The following is a 15,952-nucleotide window of genomic DNA, read 5'->3' on the forward strand; positions in this document are numbered from 1 at the left end:
TTTCACTCAGCTAAACCAACCCGCAGATGAAAAGGACATTTTATACACGGAAGATAAGGTTGATTGTCGATTCACAGGACTTTGCATACAAAGGTCAAGTACTTGACACCCTCTACAAATGGAGATACGTCTGTTTTAAGGCAGCGAATCAGATCTACACACACCACTACGTGCAGCACCATATCCGGGAATTGATTTATCTGAACGATCAGACGAAAATGAAACTAGCAGATATCAGTAAAGATCCGGAAGGTATGCTGTGCACTTCAAAGATGAATACTACCTATCAGATCCTGGCCCGCAACTATAAGGGCCAGATTCCAATGCATATTATGAGCTCTTTGAACAGCACTTTAACGGGGCAGTTCGGAAAGAACAAGCTGCTTTATATGTCAGGTGAAAGATCTTTGTCTTCCTTTAAAAAGGAAATTCCTGTTCCGTTTAAAGGTACAGACGTTAAGAACCTCAGAAGCTGCCCTGAAGGCAAAATCTTTTATTTCACTTTGTTTGATATTGCATTCAAGACATATCTGGGCCGTGACATCTATGATAAGAGAGCGGTTTTGCAAAAACTGGCAGGCGGAGAGATCAAGCTTTGCACGAGCTCACTTGTGATGGACAAAAGAAAGATTTTTATGCTGGCTGTATTTGAAAAGCAGCATGAGCCGCAGCCGCTGGATGAAAATATCATAGCAGAAGCAAGCCTGTCGCTCGATGTGCCCCTTACCCTTACAATCGGCAAGGCCACCTATGAGATCGGAAATAAAGACGAGTATTTATATAAAAGGCTCGCTATCCAAGCAGCGATCCAAAGAAAGCAAAGGGCCACAGCTTTTATGAATAAAGCTTCGAAGAAACGTATCCGGCAAAACACGATTGTCAACCTTCAGGCCTCAGAGCGCGCTTACGTTAATCAGAAGCAGCACGTATATAGCAAGCGTTTAATTGATTTGTGCGTCAAAAATAAAGCAGCGACTTTGCTGCTGGTGGATCAAACAGAAAAGGAAGAGGCGGCAGGTAAGGATCCGTTTCTGCTTCGGAACTGGGGATATTACGGGTTAAAAGAAAAAATAGAACGTAAGGCAGATAAAGCCGGCATCGCCGTATTGGTCGAATAATGGATATCAATCTGGAATTGTCCGGCGAAGCAAAATGCGAGGCCGCCTGTTTCTGACGTGGTTCCCCCCAATAATATTTTTTCTCCCAATCCTCTCTCTGAGAACACGGAGAGGTTGTGAGAAAAAATATGAAGCTGCAAAGTGCTCAGTATTGCTTTGAGGGAAAAGCATTCAGGTTAGTTTCGGCTGATAGACGAAATGAAAATCTAAACGAGGCTGCTTGTACAGCCGCAGGATCAGGTCTTGATGGCTTGATTAAATGCCCTGGATATTCCAGACATATACAACTGGGTTTTGCTTATTGCTCTTCAGGGCACACATGACCTTTAAAGATACCGGCTGGCGAGTGCCAGCCGGTATTTTCTTTTCTTAGTAAAATCACAACAATGTTATCGCGAAACTGATGATCAGTTAAAAGCCAATACGCTTACCTCTGTTTCGTCTTTTTTCTTGCTTCACCTCCTGCTTTACCAATAATTCCGGCTGCACACCGATCCGTTTCTCTAGATTTGAAAGGGAATACTCTCTTCCCAGATCAGAGCCTTTCACCTTCATCTTACTTTTCGGATCAAAAAACGCGATACCCCGCCCGGTATAGGTTTTGTATCCGGCTTTCAGCATCTCTTCTTTAAACAGATCCATTGATCCCGACTTAGTAAGAAGACTATCTATCAAGGATTTTAGCGCGAGACGCCTCTTGTCGACAGTCTGCCGCTTGTCATTTTCCAGCAGCATATTCATTTGCGGGGTGATGGTCAGTCCCAGCTGAAGCTCCATCTTCCGGCAAAACTGGCCGGTCTTTGGAAAGTTATTAAAATGATCGGCGGTGTTTTTACCCTTATAATTCAGCCGGTTTCCTAGCAGGTGGAAATGATTGTGCTCGGTATCTGTATGTCTGAAAACAAGCATCTGATTGTCTATGAACCCAAAGTCTTTGGCAAATTCTCTTGCGATATCAGTGATCTGCTCATCCGTCGGCTTCTCGCCAGGCGGAAAACTAAACGACTGATGCCACATGAATTTGGTAAGTCTTCTGTTCATATCTCTTTGATCAAGAAACTGACTGGCCAGATAATTCAGATCAAGCCGTTTGTCTGCTTGCAGCTTCACTGCCAAATGCTGCACATAGACCAGCTCTCCTCTGACGTCTTCCAACGTCAGCTTCTGTCTTTGTTTTTCAGTCAGCTCCTTTTCGTAGTAGCAGTATTCCAAAATCCCTTTCGGAAAACTGCCCAGGCCTGCTTTCCCGATCATCGTCTTCTTCGGTTTACGATCTGATCAAGTGTCTTTTCAATCTGATCATGAATATCCCCGCCACCTTCATTGTAGGAAAAGGCCGGAATCAAATCAGGGGTTTGTTCAGGCTGATAGTGATTCTGATATTTTTCAAGCAGCTGCGCGCTGGCATGATACAAGGCTGATGTCTTTTCGAGCAGCTGGCTTTTGCTTTCACCATCTGGCAACACAGCAGTCTGATATGCATACAAATCTTTCATCCATTCCTGTATATCTGATAAAGTTTTATGCACATTGCGGATCTGAAAATCCTCATAGATCCAAAGCATAACAAGATCAGCCATATATTTGACAGATTGACTGCTCACCCTCCAGTTCTCAGATTGCATCTGCTGGTCTTTTGTCTTTGTAGCCACAAGAGCGAGCATACCGGCATGCTGCTTTAGCATACGGATTAAATCCGCTGTTGAAGCGGGGAGGGTTTTTCTTTGAGGTAGCTTCAATGGTGTATCGAGGGCCAGTGTCAGAAAGAACTTACTGGCAGACATTTCACTTTTTTTTACGAGCTCACTGATCTGAGCGCGCTGGGCTTCTGTCGCCCATACACTGAAGCTTTTGAGTTTGACCTTGTCTTTAGACTTGGCCGGTCTTCCTTTTTTATTTTGATTTTCCATAAGTTTTAAGATTTAAAAATGTCTGAAAAGCTATGAGCCCCAAAGGCGAATAGCGGGGTCCAGGGGTTTCCCATGGCCAGTTCTCGCCGGTGGAAGCTTTTTTGCGACCTACCGGCGATAGCTGGCTTTGGAGAAACCAACGCCCAGGCCCATAGAAGTTCATAAAAGTTAGCTTTGGGCAGCTAAAGTTTAAGAAAGTTCATACAAGTTCATTTGTTGGCTTCTACGGTCTTTTTTGTACCTAACGGCACTAAAACCTGCTTCTTTTTCTGATCAAAAATGTAGTGCTTCCCGATAATGACATCACCTCTCTTTGGGATATGTTCAAGTACCAGATAGTAAGCTCCGCTTTTATTTATTGTCTTGCCGTTCTGCATCAGAAGCACATAATTTGATACGTTCTCATAGGTATCGATTATCAGTTTCTTATTTTGATAATCCCGGCTATTGCTCGCAAACCAAAAAATGAGAATTGAAATCACTATTCCTACAAGGGACACCGGAGCTGTAACCCCCAGTCCAAAGAAGAATGCCTGCCAGTTTGATTTGAAATGAACAGCCTTTTGTGAACCTTTAATTGCCTCCCCTGCCCTTCTGACTTGTTGTGCAGATATGTGCATTCTATTATCAAGCTGCTCAAAGTGTTCATGAATCTCGTAAAGCACAGATGCTGACCAATCATCCATCTGCATGCCATATTTTTTTCGGTATGCTCCTTGAATACGAATGATATCCTCCCTACTAACTTCGTTCATGATCAAAATTGTTTTTCAGTTCAGCCATCAAACGTATTCTTGCGCCAGGCGCATACTGGTCTAGCTTGTAACCATTTCTGATACCGTCAAGAATCATGGTCCCTAGCAATGTATCAGCATCAAAGTCTCCAAATTTGCGCAGCTCCAATCCAAACCTTTCACAGACTTTCGAAAGCTCTTCAGCCAAACTTGGAAACTGTTTAAATGTGCCCATATTCTCCCAGACAATAATCCGAAATCTACCATCAACGGTTTTAATAATAGTATCCAAATACTCGACACATGCCCGGTAAGCACCGCCCCCTGCAATGATGATATGAAAAGTAACCTCATTTTCAAGTATATCACACCACGCTTTAAAGTCAAGATCTCTGGATACTAAAGAAGGGAACTGCTCACTTTCAGGAGCACCAAAATCCATATAGATCTGTTCAAATGGCGCATTGACTAAACTCTCTACATAACCAATGAATAGGTCACGTACCAGCACATCACGGCTGTTAATCAATGAAAGACTTTCTCTCCTCTCCTCCCCCAGAAATTTGAGTTGACGTGTAGATGTTTTTGTGGAATGATCCACGTCGATGAATGCGGAAGAGCCATTTTCATCGGACAGCGCTCTCAAGTATGTAAATAAGCTCTTACCAACGCCACCTTTGGCTTGCAGCACATAATGGAATTTACGTTTCATTTTTTCGAAAATTTAGATTCAACAATCAGGTTTTCATGTGTATTCATATTATCCGGATCGGAACAGAAGCCTGCAAAACCATCCACTTGACGGGTTGTCAATTCTTTTTGCGCAGCAGGTAAACCTGGAACCGGAATAATTGGCTTTTGATAGACTGTGGCAACAGATTTGTTTTTGAAATGATATCTGCAAAACTTGATATCTGCTGCATTGACTATATTTTCTCTCTGTAGCTCGTTGCAAATTATCTCCGCGATGAAGCTAGCCGTAAGATTTGATTTCATTAGGCCGAAATACTGCTCATAAAGTATTCGCCTTCTTTTCTTATCACGCCGCTCGAATAGCTTGACTAATGTTTCCTTATCCATTGCACTTCCAGTTAAAAGAAAATAATGAACGTTATGATATATACGATCACCTAAGCATCCGTTGAGAGCTGGTTCTCGGGTCTATTCTACATTCAGACATTTTCACCATTATTAGATTTTACACCAGCGAAAGCACTATACTTCTTTCAGTTTAGGCTTCAGAACAGTTAATTATTCCGGCTTTACAGAAGAAACAATCTTCTCACTTCCAGGAATATTCTGAATTTTCCATTGCGCCAACACATCTTTGATGAAGTAGAGCTTCCTGCCCTTTCTAATGTGGGGAATTACGTTGTGCATGCATCGATAGTAGAGCGCATCCTTAGACATGCCGTCCAGAAATTCACACGCTTGCGAGGCATCCATTACAATTTGACTTTGATCGCTGGGAGACGGGACATTAATTTTAGATAGTATCTGCTCCAATTCTTCGACAGTTAGATCGGATACTTTTGTTTTTCCATTAACCATATTGCTTACCGTTTAAGTTTAACACGCAGCAAAATTGGTCTGAGGGCGCATCAAAAAAATTCCCGCCGTTCGGGCGGGAATGAAAAGAATCACAGAACTTAATTTTTCAGGATTTCCATTATAAATCGCGGAGTAAAAGCCTGCAATCCTGCACATATTTATATCTCGACTGACGCGTTCCACAGTTAAAAGTATCCTGCTGTTCCGCCTGAAAAGCCTTGATAAAAGAATCCTTTGATATTTTGTGGGTCAGCCAACCATTAAACAGTTCAGCAATCTGTGTAGCCATGAGTTCCTCTGTAATATGTCCACCAGCATTTAAAACGTAATACAGTGCAGCAAGTTGAAGTCGAGCCCCTCGTCCACTGTATCTAAACATGTATAGGTCATCCCGATTTGCTTTTTCAATCCATTGGTTATCAATAAGAATGGTGATTAGCCGCTGGAATTTCTCATATTTATCTTCAAATGTCTCTCCTGTCAGCAACTCAGAAAAATGACCATACCCTGACTTCTTTAATACTTTTTGCACTGTGATCTCAACGGGGGATACAAGGGAATCTACGACGTTTTTCTTCAGCTCTCTTTTCCATTCATTCACATCGACACCGGAAGTTGATTGATTAGCTTCTGGTAGCACCTCAAGCCATCGATAAATCTGAACAAGTGTCTGCTGCTTCGCCTCCGGAGAGTTGTAATCATTTCTTGCCAGCAGCTGCTCAAAAATGATACGGTTATTTTCCAGAATATATGCCATTCTAAGCCTTACCCGGTTAATACATTCTCTTCTTATCGAAGGAATATACCAAAAATTAACCGGGTTATGTAAGTATGCTTTATAGTCGTCCAGGTAGCGATCTGTGTCATCATGAATGGAAAAAAGCAACCTGTTGTGATATAGAATAAGCATTCTGTTTAAACAGGTAATATCATTCTGAAAAAAGCTTCCTGAAAATTCTTCCAAGATGTATTTAAAAAATGGATACTGTAGGTTTGATTGTAAGTTCATCCTTCGCGCTGTTATCGTTCACACATTTAATATCAGCCTGTGTATCAGGCATCCATACGAATTTAGGGAATGATTGTGAAGTTTTTGTTAGCTGTAAAATATCTGTACAGGTTGAGAAAGTGATCAGCTATTCACTCGAACAACTTTTGTAAATGAGATATAGGAAGCTACGGCATCCAAAAGCATAGGAGCGTAGTAATTCGAGCTAAATACCTTAAATAATCTCAGTGTATATTTAACATAACATTTAGTTATACAACTTTTTTGCCCAAGCATTTGACCTGCGAAGTAGACCATTAAAAAAGAGTCCCCATTCTGTGAGACTGAGGACTCTTAAATAATTATAGAAATACATCTCAGCTTAAAGCAGGCCGTTTAAATTCACGAAATGCCTCCGAACTTAAATCAAGACAATCCTTGACAAATTTTAAAACATCCATACTATTGTGTCCTTGGTGTTTCAAAACCTCTCCCCACGAATTGGCAATTGAATCAGTGCCTACAGAATGCATTTTTGATGCTAGTGATGCCATTTGGCCAGCTAATGCCTGGTAATCTCCCTTTTGCCAAGTCTCATAGCATTTTTCCACATCGTCTACCCTCTCTGCAGACCAATAGATACCTCCAATTGCAATGCATGCGGTAGCTGCTGTACTTGCTACAGCAGTTGCCCCGTAGGCATTAATAGCTCCAGTGGCTACTTTAGATACCACTGCTACTTTTTTTGAAGCGATTACAGCTTTTCCTACTATAATAGCTCCCTTGATAAGGAATGGGATAAATAATGGCATATGAAGTTTTTTCTTCTAAAATATCGATATTAATCTAAATAAGCCACTCTTTATCAGCAATTTTTGAAATATTTGTTAAAATTTACATTTAGAAAAAGATCTCCGAAGGGTTTACTACTTTCATATGTTCCTGGATTGTACTCTTCTGAAGCCAGCCTTGAATAATACTCTGAGAAATGAAATAGTCATCCAAACTTATCTTTCCATCGTTTGTCAGATCCACTTGTTGTTCCGCCATAAAATCTAAAATCGAATTAAGAATAAATGTGAAATAATACCGTAAGTGGGCGATATTAACAAGTATACCTTTTTTAATCGCTGCATTGTGTACTATCTCATTTCTAATCCTATATAGCCTGGTCAAATTCAATTTCAAGTTTTCCTGGTGCTTTTTAAGAGACCGTTGAATATTATCTGGGTTACTTGTCCACCCTTGAAATTGTAGTGCCCGAAATTTTGGTAATTCAGCAGAACTGTGCTCAATAATGGTTTTGTATGTATTGAATTTTGTTAAATAATCCAGATCGTCGTTGTAGTCATCCAAATGAACGTTAATCTCCTGCCTCTTGATGCTTTTATGGAAATCGAGTAATGCTCTTTTCACATAGACATTAGAATGGCATACTGGAAAATGCTCCCTCATGTTTGAAATTGAGTCAGAATTGCCATCAGAAGTAAAGATATACTCCAGTCCAATCCAATAGTTCAGAAACTTGGTTTCCAGCTCAACAGCTTCTGATCCGGTTCTAAAATATCTGATTGCTGACAGCAACTTATCATAGCTGCGCTCATCTACCCCATTTGTTTCCGCCTTTTTTATCTTGCTTAACAGCAGATCAAAAACCGTGGAATTACTGCGGATGTATCCGTCAATTTGAAAATTGACTGGAGAAACGTTGGCTTTGGCTTTATCAACTTCTCCAATGATTGCACAATTTTTGGAGATCTTTACCTGACCTTTGGTAAAACCCATGTGATACACGTCAAGGTCCTTAGAGATTTTTTCCATGGAAAGCTCGACAGCCTTATAATAATCATGAGCCATGATTGGAAATCTAATCAGTGTTCCGTCATTCATGGAAAGAAAATCCGTTACCTTCTGACTCACCACAGATTCCAAAGATTTTTTGAACCTTCGATCCACTGTTTGGTACGTACTGTCTATAAGGCTGAATTTATTAACCTGAAAGGATGTCCCAACTAAGGAGTATACCATATCAAATTTTTCGGGGGCTTTTTCCATCAATTGCCCATAAATGTCAATGCGCTCATTAAACCCAAGGTGCTCATCGGTCTTGCGAATAAAAAAGATTTGAAACAAGTCATAGAGGTATTTCTTAGAAAATCCTTTTTGTAATAATTCCACAAGAAGATGGCCTAATAAAGTATTCAATTCTATAAGGCATTTGTCATACTCTTTTTGATTGAGCACTTCTTGCTCATCAAGAAAAGTCGTGTAAGAATTCGCCAATGTCCTTACCCGTTCAAAGAGACGCGGTAGATAGTCGGCATTGTCAGAAAGTAGGATTCTAGCACCCTGCAACACCATTTTGGGACTTTCTTTCTTACTAAGAATCTGAGTAATGAAATAATTCTCGCTGAATTTATTGAAATTGAATCCATGGTTCCCTTCACTTATAATCAACCTCAGTTCTTCTGATATGTCTTTTATGTAAACTTTATTAGACAGCAATCCATCTGCGGTCAGCTTACCAACAGATATTAGTTCTTTCAGAAGGGTCAGAGGGTTGTGTAACCTGAGTCTGTAGGTATCTAGGCTATTTACATACAGAAGCTCAATACATCTGTCTATGAAAAATCTTTGAATCGGAGTTACAGTATAGCTTAGATTGTATTTTTGCATAATTAAGAATATCTATGTATCTTTGATATAAGCATTTGACTTGATAAATCTCACGTCTGAGCAAAGATACAGAAAGGGGGATCGGAAGTTACCTCTATTATTTCCGCTAAGGAAGCATAAGTGATTTCCGTACCCCTAAGAAACTGAAAAGGTTGCATTAGCAACCTTTTTTGCTATCTTATACTTCTCGGTCCTATCCCCTTTATGAAATAACTGCTATGAATTTATGTCTTCCAAATCTGCAAGAGTAAGGACCTTGGCCCCAAACTTATCAGATGCATTCTTAAGACAAGTTTCCAACCGCTCTACTATAGGCTCAAGATCTTCATATTTTGGAGCCTTTCTTCTTAATATTTTACCCGATTGATCCAAGAGGCTGGAAATGTCTCTCATAACGGTTTGAAATTCCTTATTTTCGACACGAACTGTTACCTTTTCTTTGAATATCACAGTTCTGATCATATCAGAAATTGTCTGCTTCCTTGTCTTTCTATAAAGTTGCTGAACCTGTAACAATTCCGCTTCAGTCAATCTCACCCGAATGTTTTTTTCCCTTTTGTATTCACTTTCCATTGGCTTACGCCCAGCACCTTTTATATTCATTGATAATCAGTTATTTATGATTTATGTCCCACATTTATTAATAACTTGTCCTTTCATTTTTTGGTTCCTGAGCCGTGTTTTGCATCACGATTAACACAAACAATATCTCACAAAATAAAAATTAAGGATATGAAGGAGGCAGGAAAACAGAAGTATGAAGTGGGAATATCAGAACCTGATTTATACCGAACAAACAGAGGGCATGACCTTAATGGTCACCTTACAACCTCAAAATTACATTCTGGCCCATAACAATGATTTGTTTGAAACTTAGGCATTTTGGCTGCTTTTCTTAGCCACAGTCCTAATTTTCATAAATGCGTGGATTATAACAACTTATAATTTATGTTCCACATTTTTCAAAAAACGCGAATTTGCGTCCTACCCTTTTTAAAAGCTATGTATTTGGTTTGTAACACGGTTCGCAGCTACACCCCAGAAACTTTTACCCTTACCTATAGTAAGGATCACATTAATTCAAATTATATTAAAAATGATAACGACCACTGAGATTGAACATAAAGAATCCGATATAGAGAATTTGGAAGTTTCCTTTTCTAAATCAGGTTTTTTTCTAAAAGCAGGAAAGATTTCCCGTACGGGCATGTTAGATATAATAAAGGTAGTCACATGGAGGCTGCTGTTAATAATGTTTAGCGCGTTTATGATCCTTATGATACTACGCAGTAACGGTATAGAGATACCGTTAGACCTGATTCCTTCTTTCCAATCTGTATTAACTAAGCATCAACGTGCTCCTTAAACGTTATGTCGGATCACTCCTATATCACCATCTTATTTGTTTAATACCAGAAATCAGGGTGATGCATTTCTTTGAATGTTAACTCTTCCCGCAGAGTTAACATTCTGTATAATTATGCTTGATATTTAAAAGAATACCTACTATAACACTTTGGAGACGTTGACAGAATGGCGTTTTTCTGTATCTCTTCACTCTGGAGATGCTAATGCCAGTCAGGCTTACTATTTCAGATACAGATGGCCCCCTTTTCAAAGCCGCGTTTTACTTTCATGAAGTTACCCTCATTTACTCCGCTTGGTCGACTAATATGCTTTACCTTAGATTTGGCAAGTAACTGCCCGGCTTTGGTTTCCTCTAATATCATTTCCCTGTCGTACTCAACATGGGAAGAAAAAATTCAGATTGGAACTTTTGAAAAGAGCAAAGAAGAATCAGGTAGGGAAGAACAATGAATATGAACCTGACAGGTATGCCAGTGTCTTTGATCTGGGCTGGTGCGCGACAAGTCCAATTGGGGAAAGCCTGGTAATGAAAAGTACAAGTGTGGTGTGGTAGCCTTCATCTGTCACAACTCGTATGCTGCGCATGTCATAGACATGGTAACTCGTGATGGACAGCCCTATGTAGAGCAGGTAATCAGCGCAATGGACTGTAGGATTGTCTTCAATCCAGATCCAGCAACCAATATGGTGCAGGGCACTGTTGTGGATGGAATAGGTAATTCATTCTATGGTGAGCTAACTTTCAAATACGGCGCTCCCCCAGAAGAATAATTTCAATAATTATAGAATGATCCGCATCAATGAAATACCCAAAAGCATCAAAGTTCATTTTGTGAAAAATCAATTTGACCCCGCGAGATTAGGAGCCCCCCTTTCCTTCCTATTTTTAGCGCAGTAGCTAATGCATTATATAAGTTGAAAGGCAAGCGTTACTACAACCAGCCTTTCAGGGATGAAATGGAGAAAACTATTCTTGGCATTAGCAAACGCTCAGTACGATAAATTAACTGATTTACAGTCAGAAAAGACCTTTTATGCCTACGAAGAAGGTTTTGTAAAAGTGTGGACAGAATTGGGAGGTCAAGTGATGCAAGCCAGCCTTAAAAAGGGAACATCTATAGACAAGCGAAAAAAAACGATTGTCAAACCCGATTCGGAAAAATAGAACTTGCTAAATCACATCATTATCAGGCTAAGTGCAACGGTTTTTTTATTAGCCCATATCTTCAAAATTTGATGGCATTAGCTGGTGTTAGTGATGTCTACTCCAAATCCAATGATCTACTCAATGCTTTTCTGGGTATTAATGTATCTGAAAGTCAAGTATATAGAGTTACCGATTTCCTTGGTAATCAATTAACTCCCGATTTAATGGAAGAAATTGAGCATCCTAAGTTGACTGGAAATCAAAAAGTATATGCTTCTATTGACGGCAGCATGATACAGACTGATGAAGGGTGGCAAGAAGCTAAACTCGGGCGGGTTTTCCGGGAAGATAGTCGGGTCGAAAATGGCACTAAAGGTCAAAACGAAATCCGATATAAACTCGAGGAATCATCCTATAGCGGCCATTTAGGCTCATATATTGATTTTATTCCAAAATTTGAGGCTAGTTTAGGAATATACAAAAGCCACAGAAAAAACTTGGTTTTTATCACAGATGGGGCGATATGGATACAGAAATATCTAACCGAAACCTTCTCAGAGTCAACCCATATACTAGATTATTTCCATGCAGTAGAACACTTGTCTGACTTTGCGAAGCTGCATTTTGAAAATCCAAATAAACGCCGAAAGTGGATGAAAGTTCAAGAAACACAGCTTTTAGAAGGAACCCCGGAAATGGTTATTGAAAACATAGCGAAACTCAAAAAGTTATCACCAGCAACAAAAAAAGAGCAAACAAAGTTATTGGAATATTATAAAAATAATCTGATGCGAATGAAATACAAAGTATTTAAAAATCAAGGGCTTATGATTGGGAGTGGGCCAATTGAGGCCGCCCATAGAACTGTCATTCAGAGCAGGATGAAAAGAAGTGGACAGAGGTGGACTCCAATTGGCGCTCAGGCCATGCTTAACCTCAGAGTTATAAAGGAAAGTAATCGATGGGGATGTGTCACACAGATATTAAAGCAGGCTGCGTAGTTTTGAAATGCACCCTAAAAATGGTTACCATAACTAAAAAAATTGCTCTGCGGCTCAACTAGAGTAGCCAAACCACAGAACAAAGAATACTAAGTATTGAACGTATAAGTAAATGTTTCTAAGTAGCAGGTGGTCTTATAAGACCACCTGCTCTAGTACAATATCGAAAACCATCAGATATCATCAACCTATGCAATACATTAACAGAAATTAAAATAACAAAATGAATTGTGAAATAGCGTAAATACTACTTTAACCTAATAGCAAGAGAACGAATATCAACATATCTTAATTCATTTCTTTCTAGAATATTTATATAAAAAAAAGCAGAAAAATATTAAATGAATCAAGCCAGCGCACCATAACCCGTAGGAATAGAATTTATCTTGTATACGAATAAATAGGAAGGCACCGACAATAATCAAGGCTATGCCAGATAACAAAGATTTAAAAACAAAAAGTCTTGAAGTTGAAGTCATAATGTTAACATTTTGATAAAAAAATTGCAAAATCGTATCAACCTATACCACAAGCTAGTCCAAAACCAATTAAGCATGCGACAGGTGCAGCCATACATGCTGCTTGACATGCCCAATCAGTACCACACTCTTCATGAATTGCGCAAAGCATACAATCTGAGAAATTTGAAGTCCTGTTAGGACAAGTCTCCTGAGCCAGAGCTGCACTGGTTTTTAGACTCGCTAAAGTTACTGATGATTCCACCATTGGTATCTTACGTACTTTCAGATTTTTGATTTTATTGTCAGAGCCAAGATTCATGCTATAGTGAATAATCTTACTATCGAGAGATGTCAAAGAGAATGTCTTTTCACCATTCTTAGCGTTATCGAATTTTGCAATTGAAAAAATAGTTTTTCCAGGGCTAATATATACGATTAGCTCTTCTACGTCCAGAAGTCCAACCTTCGGAATAGATAATGCATGGGTAGGCGTATCCTTATAACTGTTCAGTCGCATCTTAGTCAAGTCGTAATCACTCATATTTACACCCAGCTCTACCAACCTGTCTATAGCCTCAGCAATTTCTACACTATAGTTTCTGGATACCCACCGGATCTCTATAGGTGTATTAAACACGCTGATGGCTTTCCTCTTATTCACATTGAAAGATGCCGGTTCTAATCCGTTTCCATCGAATATCACTTCATGATATTCGTCCTCCATCATTGTTTTATCATTAGAACAAGAAATGATAAAAAAGGAAAGGAAACAGAAAAAAAAAGCTTTAAAAGTTAAATTGCACATAAATAAAATTAAGTTAGATGAATAAAAATTGACTTGTACTAATAAAATCTTAATTGCACCTTCCAGCTGACACCACAACTCTCATTTCATGTTTAATCTCGTCTACTGCAACAGAATGAACTTTAGCATTCATATCCAGTATTTTCAATGCCTTATCAAATGATTTTTCGCATTCACCAGAATCTCTATAAAGCCTCTCTAACAAGTAGTGAGAATATAACCTAAATGGAATCATAAATATCGCTCTCTGATAGGACTGCTCAGCATCACTCCACCTTTTTAGCTCTTTATAAGAATTCGCTAAAGCAAGTTCAATAATCGTATTATTCATAAATAACTTAGCTCTTTCTAACACAACAATAGATTCATTAAAATTACCGGATAACTCTAGCGACTTACCAAAATTCATCAGAAACTCTCCGTTATTACCTAATATTTTATAAACTTCTCTATGTTGATCAACACTCTTTTCATATTCTTCAAAACTATAGCTCATGAGTCCATTCTGCCACTTCTCATAAGCATCCTCTACAGATCTTATATGTAAAAATGTATAAGTACCTCCGAATAAAAAAAATAAAATTAAAAAAGATCTACACCACATATATCGACCAATCGATATATTAATATTTATATTATACTTACTAATAGAAGACAGAATAGATAAGGCAACTACAAGCACTAATTTTATATCTAAAATTTGACTCGGATAGGAAAACATACTAAACAAAAATGCAGAAAAAAGTAGAGACATACATAATATTTTTAAATCTCTATATTCACTATCATACTTAGAAAATATAACAATATACATTAAGAACATTCCAATAGACAATCCAAAAATACCATTTTCTGCAGTAAATTGTAAAATGTCACTGAAAGCATACATGGAATTATCCGAAATATACACGTCAGCATCAGAATATCTACCTGCAAAATATTCTCCTTGGTATTCCATATAAATCTTCTTAAATCCATCAAAACCAAGTCCTAGCAACAGGTTATCAGATATTATGTTGGTCGTGACTCTCCATATAAGAATTCTTCCCTTTGAAGAAGCACTATCATAGTTATAAATAAAAAATAAAAAATATACGAGGAGAAGTGATCCAAAAATATACAATATGCTATTATGGTTCGTCAGTTTAAATCTATGTTTAATAAATTTAATACCTCTATCTTGAAATAATAATATGATCCCTAAAACCAACGAAATATAAGATGACTTAGATTCAGACTTAACCAAAAATATGAAGATAAAAATGCATGAAGCTATTAAAATATAGCTAATTATCTGTTTAGCTATGTATATATATGAAAACTTATTCGGTATAAAATTATCTAATAAATGTGCTTTATGTACTAATACACCAATACAACAGATCAAAGTCATACATAAATAACCACCATAGGGACCGGGGTTAAAAAATCCGCCAGTTATAGAAAAAATATCACTATTAGATGATCTATTCCCAAAAATTTGTTGCATACCAACTAATGATTGAAAAACTCCACCTATAGAAATGAATAAAACTAAAATATAATAGAATCTAGTTATCATTATTCTAATTAGTAGATAAAATAGAAATAAAGCTATTAACTCATAAAATTGCAGGGAAAATGAAATATTATTTTTAAACAAATATCTATTTGTAATTATAAAAAAAATAACTGATAAAATGCATATATCTATGTATGTAATACGAATACAAACTATTTTTTTTGAAATTAAATATAACGCCAAAAAAAACGAAAATGCAAAAGATAAATATTTAATAAAGTAAATTGGCTTAGAAGATAACAAAGAATAAGCTAAGTATTCATTGTCATGATTAGTTTGTATAACTAAGGGTATAAATGTAGAACAAATAAATAAAAGTGATACAATATTGTTCACACTAAATGCACCAATCATATAGCCGTTTATATTATCATGTTTTATCATTTATAGAGATTATAATCATTGTATCAATCAAATTTAACGGCACAAATTAGTTTACTTACAATTAATTCACAACGTTGGAATATTATTTTTTAATTATTATGCAATATGATATATTATTTTTATTTTTCATAAAACTGCAAAATAAAATGCTGAATAATGTAAAAAATATAGTATATATACATATAATTCTATATAAAATCACATTTTAAAATTTTCAATGTAAATATTAATGTGCCAATATCGATAAA

At 37.6% G+C, this 15,952-nt stretch carries 15 protein-coding genes and 1 pseudogene; 4 read left to right on the top strand and 12 right to left on the bottom strand.

The features are described from left to right. Positions 1 to 26 precede the first annotated feature (26 nt). On the top strand, positions 27 to 1,118 hold the full coding sequence (locus AC1XUE_RS07785; RefSeq protein WP_483355373.1) for a nuclease/transposase family protein: 1,092 nt from the start codon (positions 27 to 29) through the stop codon (positions 1,116 to 1,118). Positions 1,119 to 1,529: 411 nt separating this feature from the next. On the opposite strand, the gene AC1XUE_RS07790 is transcribed toward AC1XUE_RS07785, so the two are convergent. The 10 genes from AC1XUE_RS07790 to AC1XUE_RS07835 all read right to left on the bottom strand — a co-directional run bounded on the left by AC1XUE_RS07790 (position 1,530) and on the right by AC1XUE_RS07835 (position 9,580). Next, positions 1,530 to 2,372 (bottom strand): relaxase/mobilization nuclease domain-containing protein, encoded by an 843-nt coding sequence (locus tag AC1XUE_RS07790; RefSeq protein WP_483355374.1) that lies wholly within the window; start codon positions 2,370 to 2,372, stop codon positions 1,530 to 1,532. Beyond that, positions 2,369 to 3,028 (bottom strand): plasmid mobilization protein, encoded by a 660-nt coding sequence (locus AC1XUE_RS07795; protein WP_483355375.1) that lies wholly within the window; start codon positions 3,026 to 3,028, stop codon positions 2,369 to 2,371. The genes AC1XUE_RS07790 and AC1XUE_RS07795 overlap by 4 nt, the downstream gene beginning before the upstream one ends. A 209-nt stretch (positions 3,029 to 3,237) precedes the next feature. After that, positions 3,238 to 3,783, bottom strand: coding sequence for a hypothetical protein (locus AC1XUE_RS07800; RefSeq protein WP_483355376.1), 546 nt, complete (start codon positions 3,781 to 3,783; stop codon positions 3,238 to 3,240). Further along, complete coding sequence (locus AC1XUE_RS07805; protein WP_483355377.1) at positions 3,770 to 4,474, bottom strand: P-loop NTPase family protein; 705 nt, start codon at positions 4,472 to 4,474, stop codon at positions 3,770 to 3,772. The genes AC1XUE_RS07800 and AC1XUE_RS07805 overlap by 14 nt, the downstream gene beginning before the upstream one ends. Then, positions 4,471 to 4,842: a hypothetical protein gene (locus tag AC1XUE_RS07810; protein WP_483355378.1), complete on the bottom strand. Its 372-nt coding sequence runs from the start codon at positions 4,840 to 4,842 to the stop codon at positions 4,471 to 4,473. The genes AC1XUE_RS07805 and AC1XUE_RS07810 overlap by 4 nt, the downstream gene beginning before the upstream one ends. A gap of 171 nt (positions 4,843 to 5,013) precedes the next feature. Continuing rightward, positions 5,014 to 5,313: a helix-turn-helix domain-containing protein gene (locus AC1XUE_RS07815; protein ID WP_483355379.1), complete on the bottom strand. Its 300-nt coding sequence runs from the start codon at positions 5,311 to 5,313 to the stop codon at positions 5,014 to 5,016. Positions 5,314 to 5,431: 118 nt separating this feature from the next. Beyond that, positions 5,432 to 6,223, bottom strand: a complete 792-nt coding sequence (locus AC1XUE_RS07820) for a hypothetical protein (protein ID WP_483355380.1) — start codon at positions 6,221 to 6,223, stop codon at positions 5,432 to 5,434. A 455-nt stretch (positions 6,224 to 6,678) separates the two neighbouring features. Beyond that, a complete protein-coding gene (locus AC1XUE_RS07825) occupies positions 6,679 to 7,113 on the bottom strand; it encodes a hypothetical protein (RefSeq protein ID WP_483355381.1) in 435 nt (144 codons plus the stop codon). An 88-nt stretch (positions 7,114 to 7,201) separates the two neighbouring features. Next, a complete protein-coding gene (locus AC1XUE_RS07830) occupies positions 7,202 to 8,977 on the bottom strand; it encodes a hypothetical protein (RefSeq protein WP_483355382.1) in 1,776 nt (591 codons plus the stop codon). A 216-nt stretch (positions 8,978 to 9,193) separates the two neighbouring features. After that, the gene (locus AC1XUE_RS07835; RefSeq protein WP_483355383.1) at positions 9,194 to 9,580 is read right to left on the bottom strand and encodes a hypothetical protein; all 387 of its coding nucleotides are present in this window, start codon (positions 9,578 to 9,580) and stop codon (positions 9,194 to 9,196) included. A 1,156-nt stretch (positions 9,581 to 10,736) separates the two neighbouring features. Here AC1XUE_RS07835 and AC1XUE_RS07840 point away from each other — a divergent pair. From AC1XUE_RS07840 to AC1XUE_RS07850, 3 genes and pseudogenes are all read left to right on the top strand, one after another. Further along, positions 10,737 to 11,347 (top strand): annotated as a pseudogene (locus tag AC1XUE_RS07840) (molybdopterin cofactor-binding domain-containing protein); the annotation flags it as partial. Then, positions 11,298 to 11,510 (top strand): hypothetical protein, encoded by a 213-nt coding sequence (locus tag AC1XUE_RS07845; protein ID WP_483355384.1) that lies wholly within the window; start codon positions 11,298 to 11,300, stop codon positions 11,508 to 11,510. The pseudogene AC1XUE_RS07840 and the gene AC1XUE_RS07845, both read left to right, overlap by 50 nt. A 71-nt stretch (positions 11,511 to 11,581) precedes the next feature. Further along, entirely contained in the window at positions 11,582 to 12,493 is a 912-nt protein-coding gene (locus tag AC1XUE_RS07850) for a UPF0236 family transposase-like protein (RefSeq protein ID WP_483355385.1), read from the top strand. Between the two features lie 516 nt (positions 12,494 to 13,009). Here AC1XUE_RS07850 and AC1XUE_RS07855 read toward each other — a convergent pair. Both AC1XUE_RS07855 and AC1XUE_RS07860 read right to left on the bottom strand, forming a co-directional pair. Next, positions 13,010 to 13,759, bottom strand: coding sequence for a hypothetical protein (locus AC1XUE_RS07855; RefSeq protein WP_483355386.1), 750 nt, complete (start codon positions 13,757 to 13,759; stop codon positions 13,010 to 13,012). A gap of 49 nt (positions 13,760 to 13,808) precedes the next feature. Then, positions 13,809 to 15,674, bottom strand: coding sequence for an O-antigen ligase family protein (locus AC1XUE_RS07860; RefSeq protein WP_483355387.1), 1,866 nt, complete (start codon positions 15,672 to 15,674; stop codon positions 13,809 to 13,811). Positions 15,675 to 15,952 lie beyond the last annotated feature (278 nt).

The sequence above is a fragment of the Dyadobacter sp. HNCC25DJ187 genome, assembly GCF_056895255.1.